Annotated in this window: 32 protein-coding genes; 31 read left to right on the top strand and 1 reads right to left on the bottom strand. The window is 37.9% G+C overall.

Annotated features, from left to right (window positions below):
- The first annotated feature begins 1 nt into the window (after window position 1).
- From AB669_RS08110 to AB669_RS07965, 31 genes are all read left to right on the top strand, one after another.
- Window positions 2–391, top strand: a complete 390-nt coding sequence (locus tag AB669_RS08110; protein WP_047798776.1) for a DUF1634 domain-containing protein — start codon at window positions 2–4, stop codon at window positions 389–391.
- 173 nt (window positions 392–564) lie between these two features.
- Window positions 565–1,182 carry a 50S ribosomal protein L3 gene (gene rplC, locus AB669_RS08105; RefSeq protein ID WP_047799068.1) on the top strand — a complete coding sequence of 206 codons (618 nt, stop codon included), beginning with the start codon at window positions 565–567 and terminating at the stop codon, window positions 1,180–1,182.
- A gap of 4 nt (window positions 1,183–1,186) precedes the next feature.
- Window positions 1,187–1,816, top strand: a complete 630-nt coding sequence (gene rplD / locus AB669_RS08100; protein WP_010599909.1) for a 50S ribosomal protein L4 — start codon at window positions 1,187–1,189, stop codon at window positions 1,814–1,816.
- Window position 1,817: 1 nt separating this feature from the next.
- On the top strand, window positions 1,818–2,108 hold the full coding sequence (gene rplW, locus AB669_RS08095; RefSeq protein ID WP_047798775.1) for a 50S ribosomal protein L23: 291 nt from the start codon (window positions 1,818–1,820) through the stop codon (window positions 2,106–2,108).
- A gap of 20 nt (window positions 2,109–2,128) precedes the next feature.
- The gene (rplB, locus tag AB669_RS08090) at window positions 2,129–2,953 is read left to right on the top strand and encodes a 50S ribosomal protein L2 (protein WP_047798774.1); all 825 of its coding nucleotides are present in this window, start codon (window positions 2,129–2,131) and stop codon (window positions 2,951–2,953) included.
- On the top strand, window positions 2,953–3,219 hold the full coding sequence (gene rpsS, locus AB669_RS08085) for a 30S ribosomal protein S19 (protein WP_010599906.1): 267 nt from the start codon (window positions 2,953–2,955) through the stop codon (window positions 3,217–3,219). The genes rplB and rpsS overlap by 1 nt, the downstream gene beginning before the upstream one ends.
- A 7-nt stretch (window positions 3,220–3,226) precedes the next feature.
- On the top strand, window positions 3,227–3,586 hold the full coding sequence (gene rplV, locus AB669_RS08080; RefSeq protein ID WP_047798773.1) for a 50S ribosomal protein L22: 360 nt from the start codon (window positions 3,227–3,229) through the stop codon (window positions 3,584–3,586).
- 7 nt (window positions 3,587–3,593) lie between these two features.
- Window positions 3,594–4,439, top strand: a complete 846-nt coding sequence (gene rpsC, locus AB669_RS08075) for a 30S ribosomal protein S3 (protein ID WP_047798772.1) — start codon at window positions 3,594–3,596, stop codon at window positions 4,437–4,439.
- A gap of 40 nt (window positions 4,440–4,479) precedes the next feature.
- Complete coding sequence (rplP, locus tag AB669_RS08070) at window positions 4,480–4,902, top strand: 50S ribosomal protein L16 (protein ID WP_010599903.1); 423 nt, start codon at window positions 4,480–4,482, stop codon at window positions 4,900–4,902.
- A gap of 72 nt (window positions 4,903–4,974) precedes the next feature.
- On the top strand, window positions 4,975–5,187 hold the full coding sequence (gene rpmC, locus AB669_RS08065) for a 50S ribosomal protein L29 (RefSeq protein WP_047798771.1): 213 nt from the start codon (window positions 4,975–4,977) through the stop codon (window positions 5,185–5,187).
- Window positions 5,188–5,200: 13 nt separating this feature from the next.
- The gene (rpsQ, locus tag AB669_RS08060) at window positions 5,201–5,455 is read left to right on the top strand and encodes a 30S ribosomal protein S17 (protein ID WP_010599901.1); all 255 of its coding nucleotides are present in this window, start codon (window positions 5,201–5,203) and stop codon (window positions 5,453–5,455) included.
- A 1-nt stretch (window position 5,456) separates the two neighbouring features.
- Window positions 5,457–5,825, top strand: coding sequence for a 50S ribosomal protein L14 (gene rplN / locus AB669_RS08055; RefSeq protein ID WP_010599900.1), 369 nt, complete (start codon window positions 5,457–5,459; stop codon window positions 5,823–5,825).
- 1 nt (window position 5,826) lies between these two features.
- On the top strand, window positions 5,827–6,165 hold the full coding sequence (rplX, locus tag AB669_RS08050; RefSeq protein WP_047798770.1) for a 50S ribosomal protein L24: 339 nt from the start codon (window positions 5,827–5,829) through the stop codon (window positions 6,163–6,165).
- Window positions 6,165–6,731 (top strand): 50S ribosomal protein L5, encoded by a 567-nt coding sequence (gene rplE / locus AB669_RS08045; protein ID WP_047798769.1) that lies wholly within the window; start codon window positions 6,165–6,167, stop codon window positions 6,729–6,731. Before rplX ends, rplE begins: the two co-directional genes overlap by 1 nt.
- Window positions 6,731–7,000, top strand: coding sequence for a 30S ribosomal protein S14 (gene rpsN / locus AB669_RS08040; RefSeq protein ID WP_010599897.1), 270 nt, complete (start codon window positions 6,731–6,733; stop codon window positions 6,998–7,000). Before rplE ends, rpsN begins: the two co-directional genes overlap by 1 nt.
- Before the next feature lie 150 nt (window positions 7,001–7,150).
- Window positions 7,151–7,552 carry a 30S ribosomal protein S8 gene (gene rpsH / locus AB669_RS08035; RefSeq protein ID WP_231582658.1) on the top strand — a complete coding sequence of 134 codons (402 nt, stop codon included), beginning with the start codon at window positions 7,151–7,153 and terminating at the stop codon, window positions 7,550–7,552.
- A 19-nt stretch (window positions 7,553–7,571) separates the two neighbouring features.
- The gene (rplF, locus tag AB669_RS08030; RefSeq protein WP_047798767.1) at window positions 7,572–8,129 is read left to right on the top strand and encodes a 50S ribosomal protein L6; all 558 of its coding nucleotides are present in this window, start codon (window positions 7,572–7,574) and stop codon (window positions 8,127–8,129) included.
- 5 nt (window positions 8,130–8,134) lie between these two features.
- On the top strand, window positions 8,135–8,488 hold the full coding sequence (gene rplR, locus AB669_RS08025; RefSeq protein WP_047798766.1) for a 50S ribosomal protein L18: 354 nt from the start codon (window positions 8,135–8,137) through the stop codon (window positions 8,486–8,488).
- Window positions 8,489–8,505: 17 nt separating this feature from the next.
- Complete coding sequence (gene rpsE, locus AB669_RS08020) at window positions 8,506–9,024, top strand: 30S ribosomal protein S5 (RefSeq protein ID WP_010599893.1); 519 nt, start codon at window positions 8,506–8,508, stop codon at window positions 9,022–9,024.
- A 4-nt stretch (window positions 9,025–9,028) separates the two neighbouring features.
- Window positions 9,029–9,208, top strand: coding sequence for a 50S ribosomal protein L30 (gene rpmD, locus AB669_RS08015; protein ID WP_010599892.1), 180 nt, complete (start codon window positions 9,029–9,031; stop codon window positions 9,206–9,208).
- A 102-nt stretch (window positions 9,209–9,310) separates the two neighbouring features.
- The gene (rplO, locus tag AB669_RS08010) at window positions 9,311–9,757 is read left to right on the top strand and encodes a 50S ribosomal protein L15 (protein WP_047799067.1); all 447 of its coding nucleotides are present in this window, start codon (window positions 9,311–9,313) and stop codon (window positions 9,755–9,757) included.
- Between the two features lie 7 nt (window positions 9,758–9,764).
- Complete coding sequence (gene secY, locus AB669_RS08005; protein ID WP_047798765.1) at window positions 9,765–11,105, top strand: preprotein translocase subunit SecY; 1,341 nt, start codon at window positions 9,765–9,767, stop codon at window positions 11,103–11,105.
- 90 nt (window positions 11,106–11,195) lie between these two features.
- Window positions 11,196–11,981 carry a type I methionyl aminopeptidase gene (gene map, locus AB669_RS08000; RefSeq protein ID WP_047798764.1) on the top strand — a complete coding sequence of 262 codons (786 nt, stop codon included), beginning with the start codon at window positions 11,196–11,198 and terminating at the stop codon, window positions 11,979–11,981.
- Window positions 11,982–12,052: 71 nt separating this feature from the next.
- Window positions 12,053–12,271 (top strand): translation initiation factor IF-1, encoded by a 219-nt coding sequence (infA, locus tag AB669_RS07995; RefSeq protein ID WP_010599888.1) that lies wholly within the window; start codon window positions 12,053–12,055, stop codon window positions 12,269–12,271.
- Window position 12,272: 1 nt separating this feature from the next.
- Complete coding sequence (gene rpmJ / locus AB669_RS21785; protein WP_010599887.1) at window positions 12,273–12,389, top strand: 50S ribosomal protein L36; 117 nt, start codon at window positions 12,273–12,275, stop codon at window positions 12,387–12,389.
- Between the two features lie 70 nt (window positions 12,390–12,459).
- Window positions 12,460–12,837 carry a 30S ribosomal protein S13 gene (rpsM, locus tag AB669_RS07990; protein ID WP_010599886.1) on the top strand — a complete coding sequence of 126 codons (378 nt, stop codon included), beginning with the start codon at window positions 12,460–12,462 and terminating at the stop codon, window positions 12,835–12,837.
- Between the two features lie 155 nt (window positions 12,838–12,992).
- The gene (gene rpsK / locus AB669_RS07985) at window positions 12,993–13,382 is read left to right on the top strand and encodes a 30S ribosomal protein S11 (RefSeq protein ID WP_010599885.1); all 390 of its coding nucleotides are present in this window, start codon (window positions 12,993–12,995) and stop codon (window positions 13,380–13,382) included.
- Between the two features lie 61 nt (window positions 13,383–13,443).
- Window positions 13,444–14,052, top strand: coding sequence for a 30S ribosomal protein S4 (gene rpsD, locus AB669_RS07980; protein WP_010599884.1), 609 nt, complete (start codon window positions 13,444–13,446; stop codon window positions 14,050–14,052).
- Between the two features lie 85 nt (window positions 14,053–14,137).
- Window positions 14,138–15,130 carry a DNA-directed RNA polymerase subunit alpha gene (locus AB669_RS07975; RefSeq protein WP_047798763.1) on the top strand — a complete coding sequence of 331 codons (993 nt, stop codon included), beginning with the start codon at window positions 14,138–14,140 and terminating at the stop codon, window positions 15,128–15,130.
- Between the two features lie 95 nt (window positions 15,131–15,225).
- Window positions 15,226–15,726 (top strand): 50S ribosomal protein L17, encoded by a 501-nt coding sequence (rplQ, locus tag AB669_RS07970; protein WP_047798762.1) that lies wholly within the window; start codon window positions 15,226–15,228, stop codon window positions 15,724–15,726.
- Between the two features lie 174 nt (window positions 15,727–15,900).
- A complete protein-coding gene (locus tag AB669_RS07965) occupies window positions 15,901–18,861 on the top strand; it encodes a glycoside hydrolase domain-containing protein (protein ID WP_047798761.1) in 2,961 nt (986 codons plus the stop codon).
- A gap of 106 nt (window positions 18,862–18,967) precedes the next feature.
- On the opposite strand, the gene AB669_RS07960 is transcribed toward AB669_RS07965, so the two are convergent.
- Window positions 18,968–19,600 carry a gluconate 2-dehydrogenase subunit 3 family protein gene (locus tag AB669_RS07960; protein WP_047798760.1) on the bottom strand — a complete coding sequence of 211 codons (633 nt, stop codon included), beginning with the start codon at window positions 19,598–19,600 and terminating at the stop codon, window positions 18,968–18,970.
- Window position 19,601 lies beyond the last annotated feature (1 nt).

Here is a 19,601-nt window from a genome sequence, read left to right as displayed (position 1 = left end):
GATGAGGCACAATAAAAATTCAGGTGATAAAGATATTCAGGTCATTTTAGGTATCATGCTTCGTGCCGGAGTAGTGATATCCATGACCATTGTGCTGGTTGGAGGTTTTATTTTTCTATTTCACAAGAAAGGCTCAGTTACCGATTATAGGGTATTTAAGCCTGAGCTTGCGAAGTTTTCTTCTATTATTAAAATAGTTAAAGGAATTCCTTCCCTGGAGGGGGATGCCATCATTCAGTTTGGTATATTGATGCTGATTTTCACACCGATAGCTCGAATTATCTTTGCCATTATTAGCTTTTTTATAGAGAAAGACTACCTGTATGTGCTTATCGGGTTTATCATTTTAACCATCATAACCATAAGTTTAGGTGGTGGATTGGCACATTAATCTGTTAATTAATCTTAAACTCCATCATATCAGCAATTTATTTGAAAAAATATTTCGCTAACTATTTGAAAATTAATAATTCTTGTCTATCTTTGCCGTCCCTTTCGGGGGATTGAACAACCACCTTGAACGAAGCCCTACTGCTTCGATGGGTGTTAAAAAGAAAAGATAAAATGTCAGGAATTATTGGAAAAAAAGTAGGAATGACCAGTATTTTCGATGCAGAAGGAAGAAACATTCCTTGTACTGTAATCGAAGCTGGGCCTTGTGTAGTTACACAGGTAAAAACCGAAGAAAAAGACGGTTATTCATCTATCCAGTTAGGATACGATGAGGCTAAAGAGAAAAACACAACTCAACCGTTAAAAGGCCATTTCGCTAAAGCGAACACAACTCCAAAACGCAAACTGGTAGAATTTGATTCATTTACAGCTTCACTTAATTTAGGTGATGTAGTAACTGTTGATGCATTCGCAGAAGGTGATTTTGTTGATGTTGTAGGTACCTCTAAAGGTAAAGGTTTTCAAGGTGTTGTGAAACGCCACGGATTTAGTGGTGTTGGTATGCAGACTCACGGTCAGCACAACCGTTTACGTGCGCCAGGTTCACTGGGTGCGTCATCATTCCCTTCACGTGTATTCAAAGGAATGCGCATGGCTGGAAGAACAGGTGGAGACAGAGTAAAAATTCAGAATTTACAAATTTTGAAAGTTTATGCTGATCAAAACTTATTAGTAGTTAGTGGTTCCGTTCCAGGAGCTAAAGGTTCTTACGTAATCTTAGACAAGTAATCAAATGGAAGTTAAAGTATTAAACATTTCAGGTAAAGAAACAGGTGCCAAGGTGCAACTTCCTGAATCGGTATTTGGTATCGAGCCTAACGACCACGCGATTTATTTAGATGTAAAACAGTATTTGGCTAATCAACGTCAGGGTACTCACAAATCTAAACAACGTAATGAGATTGCTGGTTCTACCCGTAAACTATACAAACAAAAAGGTACAGGTGGTGCACGTGCCGGAAGCATTAAATCTCCGTTGTTTAACGGTGGTGGTCGTGTTTTTGGTCCTCAGCCACGTGATTATAGCTTTAAATTGAACAAGAAATTAAAATCATTAGCACGTAAATCTGCTCTAGCTTATAAAGCAAAAGATAACAGTGTGGTGGTTTTAGAAGATTTCAACTTCGATACTGCTAAAACTAAAAACTATACAAGTTTATTGGCTGCGTTAAACGTAGGTACTCAAAAAACTTTGTTGGTTTTACCTGCACAAAATAATAATATCTATTTATCAAGCAGAAACGTTCAGAAAACCAAAGTAATCTCGGCAGCAGATTTAAATACTTATGATGTATTAAATGCTGGTGTACTTGTGTTAACTGCAGATTCTGTTAAAACTTTGGAGGAGGCATTTGCCAAGTAATATGGAAATTTTAAAAAAACCAATATTAACCGAAAAAGCTTCAGCTTTAACTGAGAAATCTAACCGTTTCACATTCGCTGTTAATCACAAGGCTAACAAAATCCAGATTAAAGCGGCTATTGAGAAATTGTACGGTGTAACCATTGTTGCAGTTAACACAATGGTTGTTGATGGAAAAGCGAAATCTCGTTACACTAAAGCAGGTTTTGTTTCAGGCCGTAGCCCGAAATTCAAAAAAGCAATCGTAACGTTAAAAGACGGCGAAACAATAGATTATTACGCAACTCTTTAATTTAATAATTAATTATAACTATGGGCTTAAGAAAATTTAAACCAGTTACTCCAGGTACCCGCTTCAGAGTTGGTGCTAGTTTTACGGAGATTACAGCAACCAAGCCCGAAAAATCATTGGTTGTATCATCAAAAAAGTCTGGTGGACGTAACAATACAGGTAAAATGACTATGCGCTACATGGGTGGTGGTCATAAAAAATCGTATCGTTTAATCGACTTCAAACGCGATAAATTCGATATTCCTGCAACAGTAGCTACTGTTGAATACGATCCAAACCGTACTGCCCGCATCGCATTATTACACTATGCTGATGGCGAGAAGCGTTATATCATTGCTCCAGAAGGTTTGCAAGTTGGTTCGGTAATTCTATCGGGCGATAAAGCTGCACCTGAAGTAGGTAACACTTTAAAATTATCGAACATTCCATTAGGTTCAATTATCCACAACGTGGAGATTCACCCTGGAAAAGGAGCACAATTGGCTCGTAGTGCAGGTGCTTATGCACAATTAGCTGCCCGCGATGGTAAATATGCTACTTTGAAAATGCCTTCAGGCGAAACCCGTTTAATCCTGACTACTTGTCTTGCTACTATCGGTGCTGTATCTAACTCAGATCACGCTAACGAAGTATTAGGTAAAGCAGGTCGTAAACGTTGGTTGGGCCGTCGTCCGAGAACCAGACCGGTAGCGATGAACCCAGTAGATCACCCAATGGGTGGTGGTGAAGGTAGATCATCAGGTGGTCACCCACGTTCAAGAAATGGTGTTTTAGCTAAAGGCTTTAAAACCAGAGAACTTAAAAAATATTCTAATCGTTACATCATAGAGAGAAGGAAGAAATAATGGCTCGTTCGATAAAAAAAGGACCTTATATTGACCATAACGTAGAGAAAAAAGTAAACTCTATGAATGATTCAGGCAAAAAGTCTGTAATCAAAACTTGGTCTCGCAGATCAATGATATCACCAGATTTTGTGAATCATACATTTGCAGTACACAATGGAAATAAGTTCATCCCTGTGTACGTTACAGAAAACATGGTTGGTCACAAGTTGGGAGAATTTGCTCCAACCAGAACATTCAGAGGACACGCTGAAAAGAAAAAATAATTAGACAATGGAAGCAATAGCAAAATTAAACAATTGTCCAACCTCACCGCGTAAGATGCGTTTGGTTGTAGATCTTATCAGAGGTGAACGTGTAGAAAAAGCATTAAGTGTTTTAAAGTTTACCAACAAAGAAGCAGCGATAAGGGTTGAGAAATTATTATTATCTGCAATTAACAACTGGGAAGCAAAAAATGGCAAAACTTCTGATGGAAGCGAGTTATTTGTTAAAACAATTATGGTAGATGGTGGTCGTCAACTTAAACGTTTACGTCCGGCACCTCAAGGTCGTGGATATAGAATTCGTAAGCGTTCTAACCACGTTACGCTGATTGTAGATAGTAAAATAACAGAAACAACTCAAAACTAATTAGGAAATGGGACAAAAAGCAAATCCAATAGGTGCCAGGTTAGGAATTATCAAAGGATGGGATTCTAACTGGTTCGGTGGCAACAACTACTCCGATAAATTAGTTGAAGATGAGAAAATAAGAAAATACCTTTCTGCCCGTATCGCTAAAGGTGGTGTTGCTAAAGTTGTTATCGAGCGTACGTTAAAACGTATCACCGTAACAATTCACACAGCACGTCCAGGTATCGTAATCGGTAAAGCAGGTGCTGAGGTAGATAAAATCAAAGAAGAGTTAAAGAAACTGACTAAAAAGGAAATTCAAATTAACATCTTTGAAATTAAACGCCCTGAACTTGATGCACAATTAGTTGCAGAAGGTGTTGCTAAACAATTAGAAGCAAGGATCTCATTCCGTAGAGCAATGAAATCTTCTATCGCATCAACCATGCGTATGGGTGCTGAAGGTATCAAAATCATGACTTCTGGTCGTTTAGGTGGTGCTGAAATGGCACGTACTGAGCAGTACAAAGAAGGAAGAGTGCCTTTGCATACATTCCGTGCTGATATCGACTATGCTTTAGCTGAAGCTTTAACCACTTATGGTAAAATCGGCGTTAAAGTATGGATCTGTAAAGGTGAGGTTTATGGAAAACGTGATTTGTCTCCAAACATTGGTTCAACAAACAACGGTCCAAAAGGCGCATCAGATAAACCAGCATTCGGTGGAAGAGATAACCGCGGTGGCGGAAGAGATAACCGTGGCGGTGGTAACGACAGACGTGGTGGAAACCAAGGTGGCGGTCGTGGTCCTGGCCAGGGTGGTCCAAACAGAGGTGGTGGCGCAGGCGCTAACAGAGGTCCTCGTAAATAATTGATTTATTAACATCGTTTAACGATTAGAACAAAATAAAATGTTACAGCCAAAAAGAACGAAGTTCAGGAAGATGCAAAAAGGCAGAATGAAAGGTTTAGCTTCTCGTGGAGCTGAATTAGCATTCGGATCTTTCGGTATCAAATCTTTAGAAGCTACTTGGATTACAAGTCGCCAGATAGAGGCTGCCCGTATCGCCGTAACACGTTTCATGAAACGTGAAGGTCAGGTATGGATCAGAATTTTCCCGGACAAACCGGTAACTAAAAAACCTGCTGAGGTACGTATGGGTAAAGGTAAAGGTGCTCCTGAATACTGGGTAGCAGTTGTTAGACCTGGACGTGTAATTTTCGAAGCTGAAGGTGTGCCTTTAGAAGTTGCTAAAGAAGCATTACGTTTAGCAGCTCAGAAATTACCAATCCAAACCAAATTCGTAGTACGTAGGGATTACGTAGAAGCATAGTAAAGTGTTGAGGTGAATGTTGTAAATACTTGTTTATTATAACCGCTACACTCAACGTAAAAGAAAAGAAAAATGAAAAATTCAGAAATCACAGGGCTTTCAAAAGAAGAATTAGTAGCTAAGATTGCGGAAGAAACAGAGAACTTGTCAAAATTAAAGTTCGCTCACACTATTTCAGCTATCGAAAATCCTTCGCGCATTGCAAAAGTAAGGAAAGACATAGCCCGTTTAAACACGCAGTTGACTCAAGTGAAAAACACTGAAGTAGCTACTGAAACTAAATAATTTGATAGTCGACATGGAAAGACAATTAAGAAAAACAAGAACTGGGTTAGTGGTAAGCAACAAGATGGATAAATCTGTTGTGGTGAGCGTTGAGCGTAAAGTAAAACACCCAATTTATGGTAAGTTCGTGAAGAAAACTACCAAATTTATGGCTCACGACGAGAAAAATGAGTGTGGTATCGGTGATACGGTATTGATTATGGAAACTCGTCCTTTGAGTAAAAACAAGAACTGGAGATTGGTACAAATTTTAGAAAGAGCTAAATAAGATGGTACAACAGGAATCAAGATTAAACGTTGCTGATAACAGCGGCGCAAAAGAAGTATTGGTAATTCGCGTGCTAGGTGGAACCGGCAAACGTTATGCTTCAATTGGAGATAAAGTAGTTGTTACCGTGAAAAGCGCTTTACCGTCAGGTAACATTAAAAAAGGTACAGTTTCTAAAGCAGTTGTTGTAAGAACAAAAAAAGAAATCCGTCGTAAAGATGGTTCTTATATCCGTTTTGACGATAATGCTGCTGTATTATTGAACGCACAGGATGAGCCAAGAGGTACACGTATCTTTGGCCCGGTTGCGAGAGAACTACGTGAAAAACAATTCATGAAAATTGTATCATTAGCACCGGAGGTATTATAAAATGGGAAACAAAGTAAATACACCAAAACTTAAAATCCGCACTGGAGATTTAGTTAAAGTAATTGCTGGCGATTCAAAAGGTCAACAAGGAAAAGTACTTTCAGTACAAATAGATAAAAACAGAGCCATTGTAGAAGGCATTAACTTAGTATCTAAACATACTAAACCAAATGCTGCAAATCCGAACGGTGGTATTATTAAAAAAGAGGCTGCTCTTCACATTTCTAACCTGATGTTGGTTGATCCAAAATCTGGTAAAGCTACACGCGTTGGTCGTAAACTAAACGCTGATGGTAAAATAGTTAGAGTGGCTAAAATTTCAGGGGAGGAAATTAAATAATGGCTACTACACCAAGATTAAAAAGCAAATACAAAGAAGAAGTTGTAAATGCATTGAAAGAAAAATTTCAGTACAAAACTGTAATGCAGGTTCCAAAGTTGGAGAAAATCTGTATCAATCAGGGTGTTGGTCGTTTTTCTGTTACTGACAAAAAGATTATGGATACCACTATCGTTGAGTTGACTACCATCACTGGTCAGCAAGCGGTTCCGGCACAGTCTAAAAAAGATATCTCAAACTTTAAATTACGTAAAGGTATGCCTGTAGGTGTACGTGTAACATTACGTGATAATAACATGTATGAGTTCTTAGATCGTTTAATTTCAGTAGCTTTGCCACGTATTCGTGATTTCAAAGGTATCAATGATAAAGGATTTGACGGAAAAGGTAACTACACTTTAGGTGTTACTGAGCAAATCATTTTCCCTGAGATTAATATCGATAAAATCAATAAAATTTTAGGGATGGATATAACTTTCGTAACTTCGGCAAAATCTGATGTTGAGGCGCTTGAGTTATTGAAACAATTCGGCTTACCATTTAAAAATCAAAAAACTGCAGAATAATGGCAAAAGAAGGTGTAAAAGCACGCGAAGTTAAGCGCCAAAAATTGGTGGCTAGATACGCTGAAAAACGTGCAGCTTTAAAGGCTGCAGGAGATTTCGAGGGTTTAGATAAATTACCTAAAAACTCATCTCCGGTACGTTTGCACAACCGTTGTAAATTAACTGGTCGTCCACGTGGTTATATGCGTACCTTTGGTATTTCAAGGGTAACATTCCGCCAAATGGCACTAGACGGTAAAATTCCAGGTGTTAAAAAAGCATCTTGGTAATATAAAGTAACTAGTACAGAGTATCAAGTATCAAGACCAATTGGTTTCCTGATACTTGATACTTATGTCTATGTACGCTAGAAAAGAATTTTAACCGATAGCAGGTCCCACAGCTGGGTAGCAGAAGGAAACCACTATCAAAAACAATAAATAATGAATACAGATCCAATAGCAGATTATTTAACAAGAGTAAGGAATGCCATTAAGGCCAACCACCGTGTTGTAGAAATTCCTGCATCAAACCTTAAAAAAGAAATTACAAAAGTTCTTTTCGATAAAGGTTACATCGCGAACTACAAGTTTGAAGATAACACAGTTCAGGGCACTATTAAAATCGCTTTGAAATATAATCCGATTACTAAAGTTCCTGCTATTCGTACTTTAGTGCGAGTAAGTAAACCAGGTTTGAGAAACTATGCTGGTGTTGAAAATATGCCAAGAGTATTAAACGGTTTAGGTATCGCAATCTTATCTACTTCTAAAGGTGTAATGACTGATAAAGAAGCAGCCAAATTAAATATTGGTGGTGAGGTATTGTGTCACGTTTATTAATATTTAGGAGAACAGCACAATGTCAAGAATAGGAAAAGCCCCAATTACAATCCCAGCAGGTGTTACAATTACCGTATCAAATGATAACGTAGTAACTGTAAAAGGTCCTAAAGGAGAATTAACTCAAACAGTAGATTCAGATATCACTGTTAGACAGGAAGATGGAATTTTGTCAGTTCAACGTCCATCAGAACAAAAGAAACACAAAGCCTTACACGGTTTATATCGTTCATTGCTTAACAATATGGTTGTTGGTGTTACAGAAGGTTACAAATTAACTCAGGAATTAGTAGGTGTAGGTTACCGTGCTACAAACACAGGTAATACATTAGATTTAGTTTTGGGTTATTCTCACCACTATGTATTTCAATTACCAGCGGAAATCACCGTTACTACTCAATCAGAAAAAGGTCAGACTCCTAAAATTATTTTAGAAAGTATCGACAAACAATTGATTGGTCAGGTAGCAGCGAAAATCCGTTCATTACGTGCACCAGAGCCTTACAAAGGTAAAGGTATCAAGTTTGTAGGTGAAGTGTTAAGAAGAAAAGCAGGTAAATCAGCATCTAAAAAATAGTAATCATGGCAGGTAAAAAATTATCAAGAAGAGATCGTATTAAAAAAGGGATCAGAAAAAGACTTACCGGTTCGGAAGAGCGTCCAAGGTTATCTGTATTTAGAAGCAATAAAGGAATTTATGCGCAGGTAATTAACGATGTAACCGGTCAAACAATAGTTTCAGCATCATCATTATCTAAAGATTTTGCAGGTACTGGAAGCAAAAGCGACCAATCAATTGCAGTAGGTAAATTAGTTGCCGAAAAAGCAATTGCAGCTGGTGTTAAACAAGTTGTTTTCGATAGAAATGGCTATTTATACCACGGTCGTGTAAAATCGTTGGCAGAGGGTGCCCGCGAAGCTGGTTTAGTATTTTAATCTGAAGAAAAAGTAAGATGTCAACTATTAATATAAAAAGAGTAAAAACCACCGATATCGAATTAAAGGATCGTTTGGTTAGTATACAACGTGTTGCCAAAGTAACCAAAGGTGGTCGTACTTTCAGCTTCTCAGCAATTGTTGTTGTGGGTGATGAGAACGGTGTTGTTGGTTTCGGTTTAGGTAAGGCGAAAGAGGTAACTGAAGCAATCGCTAAAGGTGTGGATGATGCCAAAAAGAATTTGGTTAAAGTTCCAATCTTAAATGGTACCGTTCCTCACGAACAAATTGGTAAGTTCTCAGGTGGTTTTGTATTAATCAAACCAGCTGCAGTAGGTACCGGAGTAATTGCTGGTGGTGCGATGCGTGCTGTATTAGAAAGTGCTGGCGTTCATAACGTATTGGCAAAATCTAAAGGCTCATCAAACCCGCACAACGTGGTAAAAGCAACTGTTGATGCATTAACTAAAATGCGTGATGCTTATACAGTAGCTCAAACTCGTGGTATTGATTTAAACAAAGTTTTTAACGGATAATATCATGGCTAAGATCAAAATAACACAAGTAAAAAGCGTTATCGACAGAAGCGAGCGCCAAAAAAGAACCGTTCAGGCTTTGGGTTTATCTAAAATGAACCAAAGTGTTGAGGTTGAAGCTACACCACAGATTATCGGTATGGTTCGCAAAGTGAATCATTTGGTAGCTATCGAAGCAATTTAATAAAAATTTAAAGCTAGTTCGGGATAAACCTGTACTAGCTTTATATATGTTTAATCGTTGTACCTGTTTAGTGAAAGCGAAGGGCAACACAAATTCAAAAAAATGAATTTAAATACTTTAAAACCTGCAAAAGGTTCTACAAAAAACAGCAAAAGAATTGGTCGTGGTACAGGTTCTGGTCGTGGTGGTACTTCAACCCGTGGTCACAAAGGTGCGGGTTCTCGTTCTGGTCACTCAACCAAAATCGGTTTTGAAGGTGGTCAAATGCCTTTACAACGTCGTGTGCCTAAAGTTGGTTTCAAACCGATTAACCGTACTGAATACGTAGGTGTAAATTTAGATGTACTTCAGGAATTAGCTGAGAAACATAACTTAGCAACTATCGATTTCGCAGCGTTACAAGCACATGGTTTAGCTTCGAAAAACGACCTGGTTAAAATTTTAGGTCGTGGTGAAGTTAAAGCAAAATTAGACGTTACTGCACATGCATTTTCTGCAACCGCACAAAAAGCTATCGAAGCTGCAGGTGGTTCCATTGTAAAATTGTAATTATTAAATGAAGAAGCTATTTACTACTTTAAGTAATATCTGGAAAATTCAAGAATTAAAAGAGCGTATTTTATTTACGCTCTTAATTCTTTTGGTATACCGTTTTGTATCTCACGTGGTTTTACCAGGTGTAGATCCGACTGCTTTAGGCGCTAACGAAAAATCAGGACTATTAGGCTTACTGGATATGTTTGCCGGTGGTTCATTCTCTCGTGTGTCTATCCTAGCATTAGGCGTAATGCCTTATATCTCTGCATCTATTGTGGTGCAACTATTGGGTATTGCTGTTCCTTCTTTTCAAAAAATGCAGAAAGAGGGCGAAAGTGGTAGAAAGAAAATGAACCAGATTACCCGTTACCTAACGGTAGCGATCACAATCGTTCAATCTGTAGGTTACGTTAAAACGCAAGTTCCGGCAGAGGCAATTTTGTTACCAAACACATTATTTTTAGTTTTATCTACGTTTGTATTAACGGCAGGTACCTTATTTGTGATGTGGTTAGGTGAAAAGATTACCGATAAAGGTATTGGAAACGGTACTTCACTAATCATTATGGTTGGTATTATCGCCCGTTTACCAGTTGCTATTTCTCAGGAGTTTAGCGCCCGTGTTGGTTCTGCCAGTGAAGGTGGAGGTCCGGTAGCGCTAGTGCTGGAAATCGTTGCATTATTTGCAGTTGTAATGTTTACCATTTTAATTGTTCAGGGTGTACGTAAAGTACCTGTGCAGTATGCAAAGAAAATTGTTGGTAACCGTCAGTTCGGTGGTGTTCGTCAGTATATCCCTTTAAAGGTAAATGCTGCCGGTGTTATGCCGATCATCTTCGCACAGGCCTTGATGTTTATCCCTGGTGCTTTAATGCAATTTGTTCCTTCATTGCAAGGTTCATGGTTAATTCAGTTTAGTAATACAACTTCGTTGGCCTATAGCTTAACGTTTGCATTTTTAATTATCGCGTTTACTTTCTTTTATACTGCAATTACAGTAAATCCAACTCAAATGAGTGATGATATGAAAAAGAACGGCGGTTTTATTCCAGGCGTTAAACCGGGTTTTGCAACATCAAGTTTTATTGATGATGTAATCTCTAAAATTACCTTTCCAGGAGCAGTTTTTTTAGCAATTATTGCTATTTTACCTTCTTTGGCAGTTAAATTTGGTATTAAACAAGAATTTGCACATTTCTTTGGTGGTACTTCATTGTTGATTTTGGTTGGTGTGGTATTAGATACTTTACAGCAAATTGAAAGTTATCTTTTAATGCGTCACTACGATGGCTTAATGAAGACTGGTAGAGTTACTGGCAGAACCGGCGTTCCTGCTGCAAGCAGCAATGCTGCACTATAGTGGCAATAATTGAATGTTGGATGATAAATCGGGCGATAGAAGCCATTAGATAGCTACTCTCTCTCAATTGACGCATTCAAAACTTAAATGATGTCCAAAATTTATTATAAGTCTCTTGAAGAGATTGAATTAATAAGAGAAAGTTCCATGCTTGTTTCAAAAACTTTAGCTGAAGTGGCAAAAGTAATAAAGGCAGGCATGACTACTTTAACTCTGGACAAGCTGGCTTACGAATTCATTAATGATCATGGGGCGATCCCTGCATTTCTAAATTACAATGGTTTTCCAAACTCTCTTTGCATATCCCCGAATGAACAAGTTGTTCATGGGTTTCCAAGTGGTTATGTGATACAAGATGGTGATTTGGTTTCTGTTGATTGTGGTGTAGTTAAGAATAACTATTTCGGTGATTCTGCATATACATTTGCTATCGGGGAAATTGATGCTGAAAAACAAAAGCTTTTAGAAGTAACAAGGCGCTGTCTTGATCTGGGAATAGAAAAAGCTGTTGCTGGCATGCGTGTTGGAGATATCGGTTTTGCCGTTCAACAATTTGCTGAGCTTAACGGTTTTTCTGTTGTAAGAGAGCTTGTTGGGCATGGTGTAGGTATTAACCTTCATGAGAAACCCGAGGTTCCCAATTATGGCAAACGTGGCGCTGGACCAAAACTTGAAGAAGGAATGGTTATCGCGATAGAGCCCATGATTAATGCAGGGGTTGCAGGTGTTAAGTTCCATAAAGATGGGTGGACGGTAACTACGAATGATAATAAACCATCAGCACATTTTGAACACACTGTTGCTGTTAAAAAGGGTAAAGCAGAGGTTTTATCAACCTTTTCTATCATAGAAGAAGTTTTACAACAAAATAAATAAATAATTAAAAATTTTTATTTAATTTTGCAACCCTGTTTAGAAGCAGCTAATTAAGTAACAATCAATAAAATATGGCTAAACAAGCCTCAATTGAACAAGACGGAGTAATAAGGGAAGCATTATCAAATGCGATGTTCCGGGTAGAACTTGAGAACGGACACGAGATTATTGCCCACATTTCAGGAAAGATGCGGATGCACTACATCAAAATTCTTCCTGGTGACAAAGTAAAACTAGAGATGTCTCCTTATGATTTAACAAAGGGACGCATCACTTATAGATACAAATAAAATGAAAGTTAGATCATCAATTAAAAAACGTAGCGCTGATTGTAAGATTATTCGCCGTAAAGGTAAACTTTACGTTATCAACAAGAAAAATCCTAAGTATAAGCAACGTCAGGGGTAATTAAAAAATATTGTAATGTACCGTACAACGGTGGCCCGCCGTTCGGAATTACTTAAAAAAATAAAGAAATATGGCAAGGATTTCAGGTATTGATTTACCAAGAAACAAAAGAGGAGAGATTGGTTTAACTTATATCTATGGTATTGGTAGAACTACTGCACAACGTATTTTAACTACTGCAGGTATCGATCTAAACAAAAAAGTACAGGACTGGTCTGATGATGAGTTATCAGCGATCCGTACAATGATCAATGATGAAATTAAAGTAGAAGGTGCTTTAAGATCAGAGGTTCAGTTAAACATCAAGCGTTTAATGGATATTGGTTGTTACCGTGGTTTACGTCACAGAAAAGGTTTACCTTCTCGTGGTCAGCGTACTAAAAATAACTCACGTACTCGTAAGGGTAAGAGAAAAACAGTTGCTAACAAGAAAAAAGCTACTAAGTAATAATTGATAGATATGAGATGTGAGATTCAAGATGTGGGAACCATGTCTTTATCATCTGCTCAAATCTGGAATAAAAGAGAAAAAGTAGGATACTGAGTATCGGGATAGAGAAAGTCTCATATCTCAAGTCTCATATCTAAAATCTAAAAGATAAAATGGCTAAGAGTAAAAAAGTAACAAAAAAACGTATCGTTGTAATTGAGCCTGTCGGTCAGGCGCATATCAATGCTACTTTCAACAACATCATCGTTACATTAACCAATAACAACGGACAGACTATTTCATGGTCGTCTGCTGGTAAAATGGGCTTTAAAGGTTCTAAAAAGAACACGCCGTATGCAGCTGGTCAAGCAGCTTCAGATTGCGGTAAAGTTGCGTTTGACTTAGGTTTACGTAAAGTTGAGGTTTTTGTAAAAGGTCCTGGTTCAGGTCGTGAATCTGCAATCAGAACTTTGCAAGTAGCAGGTATCGAAGTAACATCTATCAAAGATATTACGCCGCTTCCTCACAACGGATGTCGTCCTCCTAAAAAGAGAAGAGTTTAATTAATTTTAAAGCTAAGAATCTCCAGCTACAGGTTGGATGATACTTTAAAAACAGAAAAAAATGGCAAGATATACAGGCCCCAAATCAAAAATTGCCCGTAAATTCAGAGAACCAATCTTCGGTCCTGATAAGGTATTAGACAGAAAAAATTATCCTCCTGGACAACACGGTGTGTCTAAAAGAAGAGGAAAACAATCTGAGTATGCAATCCAGTTAATGGAGAAACAAAAAGTAAAATATACTTATGGTGTATTAGAAAAGCAGTTCAGTAACTTGTTTAAAAAAGCTTCTTCACGTGCTGGTATCACAGGTGATAACTTACTTCAATTGTTAGAAGCACGTTTAGATAACACAGTTTACCGTTTAGGTATTGCAACAACCCGTTCTGGTGCACGCCAGTTAGTTAGCCATAAACACGTTACTGTGAATGGTGAAGTTGTAAATATCCCTTCATACCAGTTAAAAGCAGGTGATGTTGTGGCGGTTCGTGAAAAATCTAAATCTTTAGAATCAATTAGTAACTCTGTTGCAGGCAGAACAATCAATAAGTTTGCCTGGTTAGAATGGAATGCTAGCGAGTTAACTGGTAAGTTCTTAACTTATCCTCAGCGCGACGAGATTCCTGAAAACATTAAGGAAAACTTAATCATCGAGTTATACTCGAAGTAATAAATAAGATAGTTAATTACCTCGAAAGGGTAATTAACTTTTTTCTTGTTACTATATATTCAATAACGAATTTAAAAAAATATAAATGGCAATTTTAGCATTTCAGAAACCAGACAAAGTGATCATGCAGAAATCAACTGATTTCGATGGCACATTTGAATTTCGTCCTTTAGAGCCCGGTTTCGGTGTAACAATTGGTAATGCCTTAAGAAGAATTTTACTTTCTTCATTAGAAGGTTATGCTATTACTACTATTCGTTTTTCAGGCGTTTCTCATGAATTTTCTACCATAAAAGGTGTTGTGGAAGATTTAACTGATATCATTTTGAACTTAAAACAAGTGCGTTTTAAGAAAACTGGTGATTCTGGTGATGCTGAGAAAGTTTTCATCATTGTAAACGGTCAGGATCAGTTTAAAGCCGGTGATATTACTAAATTCTCTAACAACTTTACAGTTTTAAACCCTGAGCATGTTATTTGCAATATGGATAAATCTGTTACTTTGGAAGTTGAATTAACGATCAATAAAGGTCGTGGTTATGTTCCTGCTGAAGAAAATAAAGTTGCTGATGCTGTGGTAGGTGTAATCGCTATCGATTCGATCTACACACCAATGAAAAACGTGAAATATACCATTGAAAATTTCCGTGTTGAACAAAAGACGGATTATGAGAAATTGGTATTAGACATTTCAACTGATGGTTCTATCCACCCAGAGGAAGCGTTAAAAGAGGCAGCTAAGATTCTTATCCAGCACTTTATGCTATTCTCGGATGAAAATTTAGTATTAGAGTCGCAGGCAAAAGAAGAAACTAAAGAAGTTGACGAGGAAATTTTACACATGCGTAAAATCCTTAAAACTGAATTAGTGGATATGGATCTTTCAGTTAGGGCATTAAACTGCTTAAAAGCTGCTGACATCCGTACTTTAGCTGATTTAGTTTCTTATGATGTGGCTGATATGTTAAAATTCAGAAACTTCGGTAAAAAATCTTTAACAGAGATTCAGGAATTAGTAAAATCAAAAGGTTTGTCATTTGGTATGAACCTGTCTAAATTTAAGTTAGACGAAGAATAAACGTTGGGCGCCTAGCGCCAAACGTTAAATAAATAATTTTTAACAGTGTATAATTCCCTCTGAGACAGAGACGGTATGCACTTAATCAAAGAACAATGAGACACGGTAAAAAAGTTAATCACTTAGGCAGAACCGACAGCCACAGAAAAGCAATGTTAGCTAACATGGCTACTTCACTTATTAAAGCAAAAAGAATCGTTACTACTTTAGCTAAAGCGAAAGCTTTACGTAGTTATGTGGAGCCAATTATCACTAAATCTAAAAGTGATACTACCCACTCACGTCGTATTGTATTTTCTTATCTACAAGATAAAGAGGTGGTAACAATTTTGTTTCGTGAAATTGCTGAAAAGGTTGCAAATCGTCCAGGTGGTTACACTCGTATCATTAAATTAAACAACCGTTTAGGTGATAACGCTGAGATGGCTTTAATTGAATTGGTAGATTATAACGAAGTTTACGGTAAAGAATCGGAAGCTAAAGAAGAGAAGAAAACTACTCGTCGTGGAAGAAGCAAAACTGCTGCTCCTAAAGCTGAAGCTACCGAAGAAGCTGCAACTGAAGCACCTGCTACTGAAGAAGCAAAAGGAGAATAAATTTATTCACCTTATAATGAAAGGTCCTGCTCGAAAGAGCAGGACTTTTTTTTTGGGTCTATGCTTTAGGCCTGTTCCGTTTAATCAAAAGTCAGACAAACGTTTGCTTCATTTTTTCATTACATAGCAGTAATTCGACTATGTATCTATAAATTAGCTTAAAATACTATTGCAATGAAATTTAAGCTTTTTCTTTTTTTCCTTTTTTTTTCTTCACTGTCTGTTAGCGCCCAGATTTTAAAATATACCAATGGAAATGGTGCCTGGAATCCTGACTCGTTGGGTAACCACCGCGTTGTAATTTTTTTCAAGGGGGTAGGCAAGGTAGCGCATACTAGAATCTTTTGGCGCCGTCGTGATGAGCACCCCGGGTTAAAGGGAATGATTGTGCAGAATGAAAAAGGAAAAAACGTTAGGATATTAGGGACTGAAAATTTCAGCAGGGAAAGTGCTGATATCTATTTTGAGGCTCCTAATCATGGTAAGTATTATGTTTACTATATGCCATATAAGAACGAAGGACGAAGTAACTATCCTAAAAGTACATATCTTAAGGCAAACAACATCAAACTGTCTGGGAGCGATAAGGTTGCAATCAACGCCAGCCCCTTAGAAATTCAGTCAATTGATTCATTCAACAGCTTTTACCCTATGGAGGTTATCGCAACTGCAAAGGAAACAGCTGCTCTCGTATCCAGGTATCCTAATAAGCCCTTTCTGGTGTTTCCTGAGGACAGAATGTTTCCTGTTAAGATGCAGAGGGATTTGCCTTACCGCTGGATACGTCAGGGGCCGTCAAAAGTTTTTGTAGGTTCAGCAAGTAGGGGTGAAAATTATTCTTTTCAGTTAGGCATTTACGCGTTAAAACAATTAACAGATGTAAAAGTTAGTTTCGGCGATTTGAGGTCTGCCAAAGGCAATAGCATTTCCTCAAAGTATATTACTTGTATAAACACTAATGGAACAGGTTATGACAGCAAGCCTTTAATAAATGTTGTGACTGTAAATAAGGGAAATGTTCAGCCACTTTGGATTACGGTTAACATTCCGAAAAACATGCCTGCCGGAGTTTACAAAGGTAAGTTCACGGTAAAGTCTAATGGTGCCGCTAAGATAATCGATATACAATTAAATGTTGCTAATAACCTTTTGGCAGATGCTGGGGTAGGAACGCCTGAGAAACAGACCCGTTTAACGTGGCTGAATTCTACACTTGCACAGGCCAATACCGTTGTGGCACCCTATACTTCTTTAAAAGTTAACGGAAATGTAATTTCCCTGCTGGGCAGGAAATTTGAAATTAATGCAGATGGTTTTCCAAAACAAATCCAGACGTATTTCAATTCCGAAATGACGGATTATACAGATAAACCCAATAATATTTTATACGAGCCGATACACTTTCATTTTTATACCACTCCTAAAACACAGGAGAAATTTACCACTGCTGGCCTGCAAATTACTACTAAGGAAGATGGAATAGTTAAATGGGTAGCCGGTAATACTTCAGAAAACCTGAAGATGAATATTGAAGCATCGCTGGAATTTGATGGTTATGTTCATTATAGCGTTAAAGTTGAAGCTCTAAAAGATGTTAGCTTTTCTAATATTAATTTCCATATCCCTTTCGATAAGAATTCTACAAACTACTTGATGGGCCTGGGTGAAAAAGGCGGATTAAGGCCCGATACTGTACAGTGGAAGTGGGATGTTGGACACAAAAATCAAGATGCTGTATGGATAGGAAATGTAAATGTGGGCCTATATTACAACTTAAGGGATGAAAACTACGTGAGGCCCTTGAACACCAATTTTTATCTTCAGAAGCCTTTAGTATTACCTAAATCATGGGGTAATGAGAATAAAGGAGGAATTCAGATTAATGTAAAAGGAAGTTCGATGCTGGCAGATAATTTTACCGGAGCGAGAACAATGAAAAAAGGGGAGGTGCTGTATTATAATTTTAATCTGCTCATTACCCCATTCCATTTACTCGATACCGATTTTCAGTGGGATAACCGTTTTTACCATAAATACGGCGATCTTGATTCGATTAAAGCAACTGGTGCAACCGTAGTAAATATACATCATGCCACACCGGTTAACCCCTGGATAAACTATCCGTTTATTGAATGGAAAAAAATGAAATCATACGTTAATGAAGCACATCAGAAAGGATTAAAAGTTAAGATTTACAATACGGTTCGCGAGCTTTCCAATCATGCCTATGAATGGCCCGCCTTGAGAAGTTTGGGAACCGAGGTTTATTCGCCAGGTAAAGGTGGCGGTTTTAGCTGGTTGCAGGAACATTTGGATTCAAACTACATTGCTGCCTGGTTTGTACCGGAGATCAAGGATGCTGCGATCATAAACAGTGGCATGAACCGCTGGCATAACTATTACGTTGAGGGAATGAACTGGCTGGTTAATAATGTTGCTATCGATGGCGTTTATCTTGATGACGTAGCATTCGACCGTATTACCATGAAACGGATTAAACGTGTCCTGACTCAAAATAATCACCCAGGTATTATTGATCTGCATTCTGCTAATCAATATAATAAAAGCGACGGTTTTAACAACAGTGCCATCCTTTACATGGAACATTTTCCATATTTAAACCGGTTGTGGTTTGGAGAATATTTCGATTATGAAAAAAATAAACCCGATTTCTTTTTAACCGAAATAAGCGGTATTCCATTTGGCTTGATGGGCGAAATGCTACAGGACGATGGCAACCCCTGGCGCGGAATGATTTACGGTATGACAAACCGGTTGGGTTGGTCTGATAAAAGTGACCCCAGGCCATTGTGGAAGGTCTGGGATGATTTTGGAATTAAAGGTTCGGCAATGATAGGCTATTGGAGCGATAATTGCCCGGTAAAAACAGATAATCCAAAAGTTTTGGCAACGGTATATAAACAGAAAAATAAAACAATGGTTGCACTGGCGAGTTGGGATGAGGCAGATACAAAAGTTAATCTGACAATTGATTGGGGTAAGCTGGGATTAGATGCTGCGAAGGTAAAAATTTCCGCCCCGAATATTGATAAATTTCAGCCTTCAGGAAGTTATCCAGAAGGAAAATCTATTCCTGTTGAAAAAGGGAAGGGTATGATTTTGATTCTGGAGTAGTTTACACTCCTCTATTCATCATGCGAAGAGCGGCGGCAAAGCAATCTTATTTGTGTTAAGACTGCTTCGCCAGCTGATAAAGCCACTCTGTAATGACGGTTTGTTATTATATTTTAATATTCTCCATTCCGTATTGTTTTAGTACATCAGCAGGAACACCTTCCCATTGGTTAGGCGCATTTCCTGCATACCCAATATCTTTTACCCCAATTTCTGTTGTGTAAAAACCTGATGCAGTTAAATCACGCATCCTGTTAAAAAAAGTTACTCCAGGCTGAACCTCAGGTTTGGCCCTGTTCGGATAGGCTATTTCATCTATAATGGAAATGCGCTGGCTTTCTGAAGCTTCGACAAATGATTTTTCAAATTTGTTAAATGAATAAATATCAAGCCACTTTAGTCCGCCCCTCATCGGTACTTTATGTTCAGGAATATCCTTAACAATAAACTCGATAAATTCCGGAACCTTCGCATCTGATGCGCTTCCCGAAATATCATCTTTTGGTATGATAATGTCTGCGAGAATGGTGATGGTTGCCATTTCATGCTCATTGAAATATTTTTCAGCTTTTAGTTTTTTATCACGGTCTGTTTCCCATTGTTCCCTGCCGGTCTCTGCTTTCGGTTCTTCGGGAATAGGTTTGTCGGCAGTATTTTCAGGTTGTTTGCAGGCTTCAACAAGTACAGTTGTACTTATGGCGGTTAAACCTAAAGCCTTTATGGAATCTCGTCTGTTCATG

The organism is Pedobacter sp. BMA (assembly GCF_001027745.1).
Lineage (GTDB): Bacteria > Bacteroidota > Bacteroidia > Sphingobacteriales > Sphingobacteriaceae > Pedobacter.
The sequence above is the reverse complement of the archived record's forward strand: the minus strand, read 5'-3'. Positions and strand labels throughout refer to the sequence as shown.

Coding starts and splice junctions, on each gene's coding strand:
- rplR (WP_047798766.1), top strand. CDS start 8,135: ATGGCAGGTAAAAAATTATCAAGAAGAGATCGTATTAAAAAAGGGATC.
- rpsS (WP_010599906.1), top strand. CDS start 2,953: ATGGCTCGTTCGATAAAAAAAGGACCTTATATTGACCATAACGTAGAG.
- rpsM (WP_010599886.1), top strand. CDS start 12,460: ATGGCAAGGATTTCAGGTATTGATTTACCAAGAAACAAAAGAGGAGAG.
- secY (WP_047798765.1), top strand. CDS start 9,765: ATGAAGAAGCTATTTACTACTTTAAGTAATATCTGGAAAATTCAAGAA.
- rpsD (WP_010599884.1), top strand. CDS start 13,444: ATGGCAAGATATACAGGCCCCAAATCAAAAATTGCCCGTAAATTCAGA.
- AB669_RS07975 (WP_047798763.1), top strand. CDS start 14,138: ATGGCAATTTTAGCATTTCAGAAACCAGACAAAGTGATCATGCAGAAA.
- rpmJ (WP_010599887.1), top strand. CDS start 12,273: ATGAAAGTTAGATCATCAATTAAAAAACGTAGCGCTGATTGTAAGATT.
- rpsE (WP_010599893.1), top strand. CDS start 8,506: ATGTCAACTATTAATATAAAAAGAGTAAAAACCACCGATATCGAATTA.
- AB669_RS07965 (WP_047798761.1), top strand. CDS start 15,901: ATGAAATTTAAGCTTTTTCTTTTTTTCCTTTTTTTTTCTTCACTGTCT.
- rplQ (WP_047798762.1), top strand. CDS start 15,226: ATGAGACACGGTAAAAAAGTTAATCACTTAGGCAGAACCGACAGCCAC.
- AB669_RS07960 (WP_047798760.1), bottom strand. CDS start 19,600: ATGAACAGACGAGATTCCATAAAGGCTTTAGGTTTAACCGCCATAAGT.
- rplV (WP_047798773.1), top strand. CDS start 3,227: ATGGAAGCAATAGCAAAATTAAACAATTGTCCAACCTCACCGCGTAAG.
- rplC (WP_047799068.1), top strand. CDS start 565: ATGTCAGGAATTATTGGAAAAAAAGTAGGAATGACCAGTATTTTCGAT.
- rplD (WP_010599909.1), top strand. CDS start 1,187: ATGGAAGTTAAAGTATTAAACATTTCAGGTAAAGAAACAGGTGCCAAG.
- rplE (WP_047798769.1), top strand. CDS start 6,165: ATGGCTACTACACCAAGATTAAAAAGCAAATACAAAGAAGAAGTTGTA.
- rplW (WP_047798775.1), top strand. CDS start 1,818: ATGGAAATTTTAAAAAAACCAATATTAACCGAAAAAGCTTCAGCTTTA.
- AB669_RS08110 (WP_047798776.1), top strand. CDS start 2: ATGAGGCACAATAAAAATTCAGGTGATAAAGATATTCAGGTCATTTTA.
- rpsK (WP_010599885.1), top strand. CDS start 12,993: ATGGCTAAGAGTAAAAAAGTAACAAAAAAACGTATCGTTGTAATTGAG.
- rpmD (WP_010599892.1), top strand. CDS start 9,029: ATGGCTAAGATCAAAATAACACAAGTAAAAAGCGTTATCGACAGAAGC.
- map (WP_047798764.1), top strand. CDS start 11,196: ATGTCCAAAATTTATTATAAGTCTCTTGAAGAGATTGAATTAATAAGA.
- rpsQ (WP_010599901.1), top strand. CDS start 5,201: ATGGAAAGACAATTAAGAAAAACAAGAACTGGGTTAGTGGTAAGCAAC.
- infA (WP_010599888.1), top strand. CDS start 12,053: ATGGCTAAACAAGCCTCAATTGAACAAGACGGAGTAATAAGGGAAGCA.
- rplB (WP_047798774.1), top strand. CDS start 2,129: ATGGGCTTAAGAAAATTTAAACCAGTTACTCCAGGTACCCGCTTCAGA.
- rplP (WP_010599903.1), top strand. CDS start 4,480: ATGTTACAGCCAAAAAGAACGAAGTTCAGGAAGATGCAAAAAGGCAGA.
- rplO (WP_047799067.1), top strand. CDS start 9,311: ATGAATTTAAATACTTTAAAACCTGCAAAAGGTTCTACAAAAAACAGC.
- rpsC (WP_047798772.1), top strand. CDS start 3,594: ATGGGACAAAAAGCAAATCCAATAGGTGCCAGGTTAGGAATTATCAAA.
- rpsN (WP_010599897.1), top strand. CDS start 6,731: ATGGCAAAAGAAGGTGTAAAAGCACGCGAAGTTAAGCGCCAAAAATTG.
- rplX (WP_047798770.1), top strand. CDS start 5,827: ATGGGAAACAAAGTAAATACACCAAAACTTAAAATCCGCACTGGAGAT.
- rplF (WP_047798767.1), top strand. CDS start 7,572: ATGTCAAGAATAGGAAAAGCCCCAATTACAATCCCAGCAGGTGTTACA.
- rplN (WP_010599900.1), top strand. CDS start 5,457: ATGGTACAACAGGAATCAAGATTAAACGTTGCTGATAACAGCGGCGCA.
- rpmC (WP_047798771.1), top strand. CDS start 4,975: ATGAAAAATTCAGAAATCACAGGGCTTTCAAAAGAAGAATTAGTAGCT.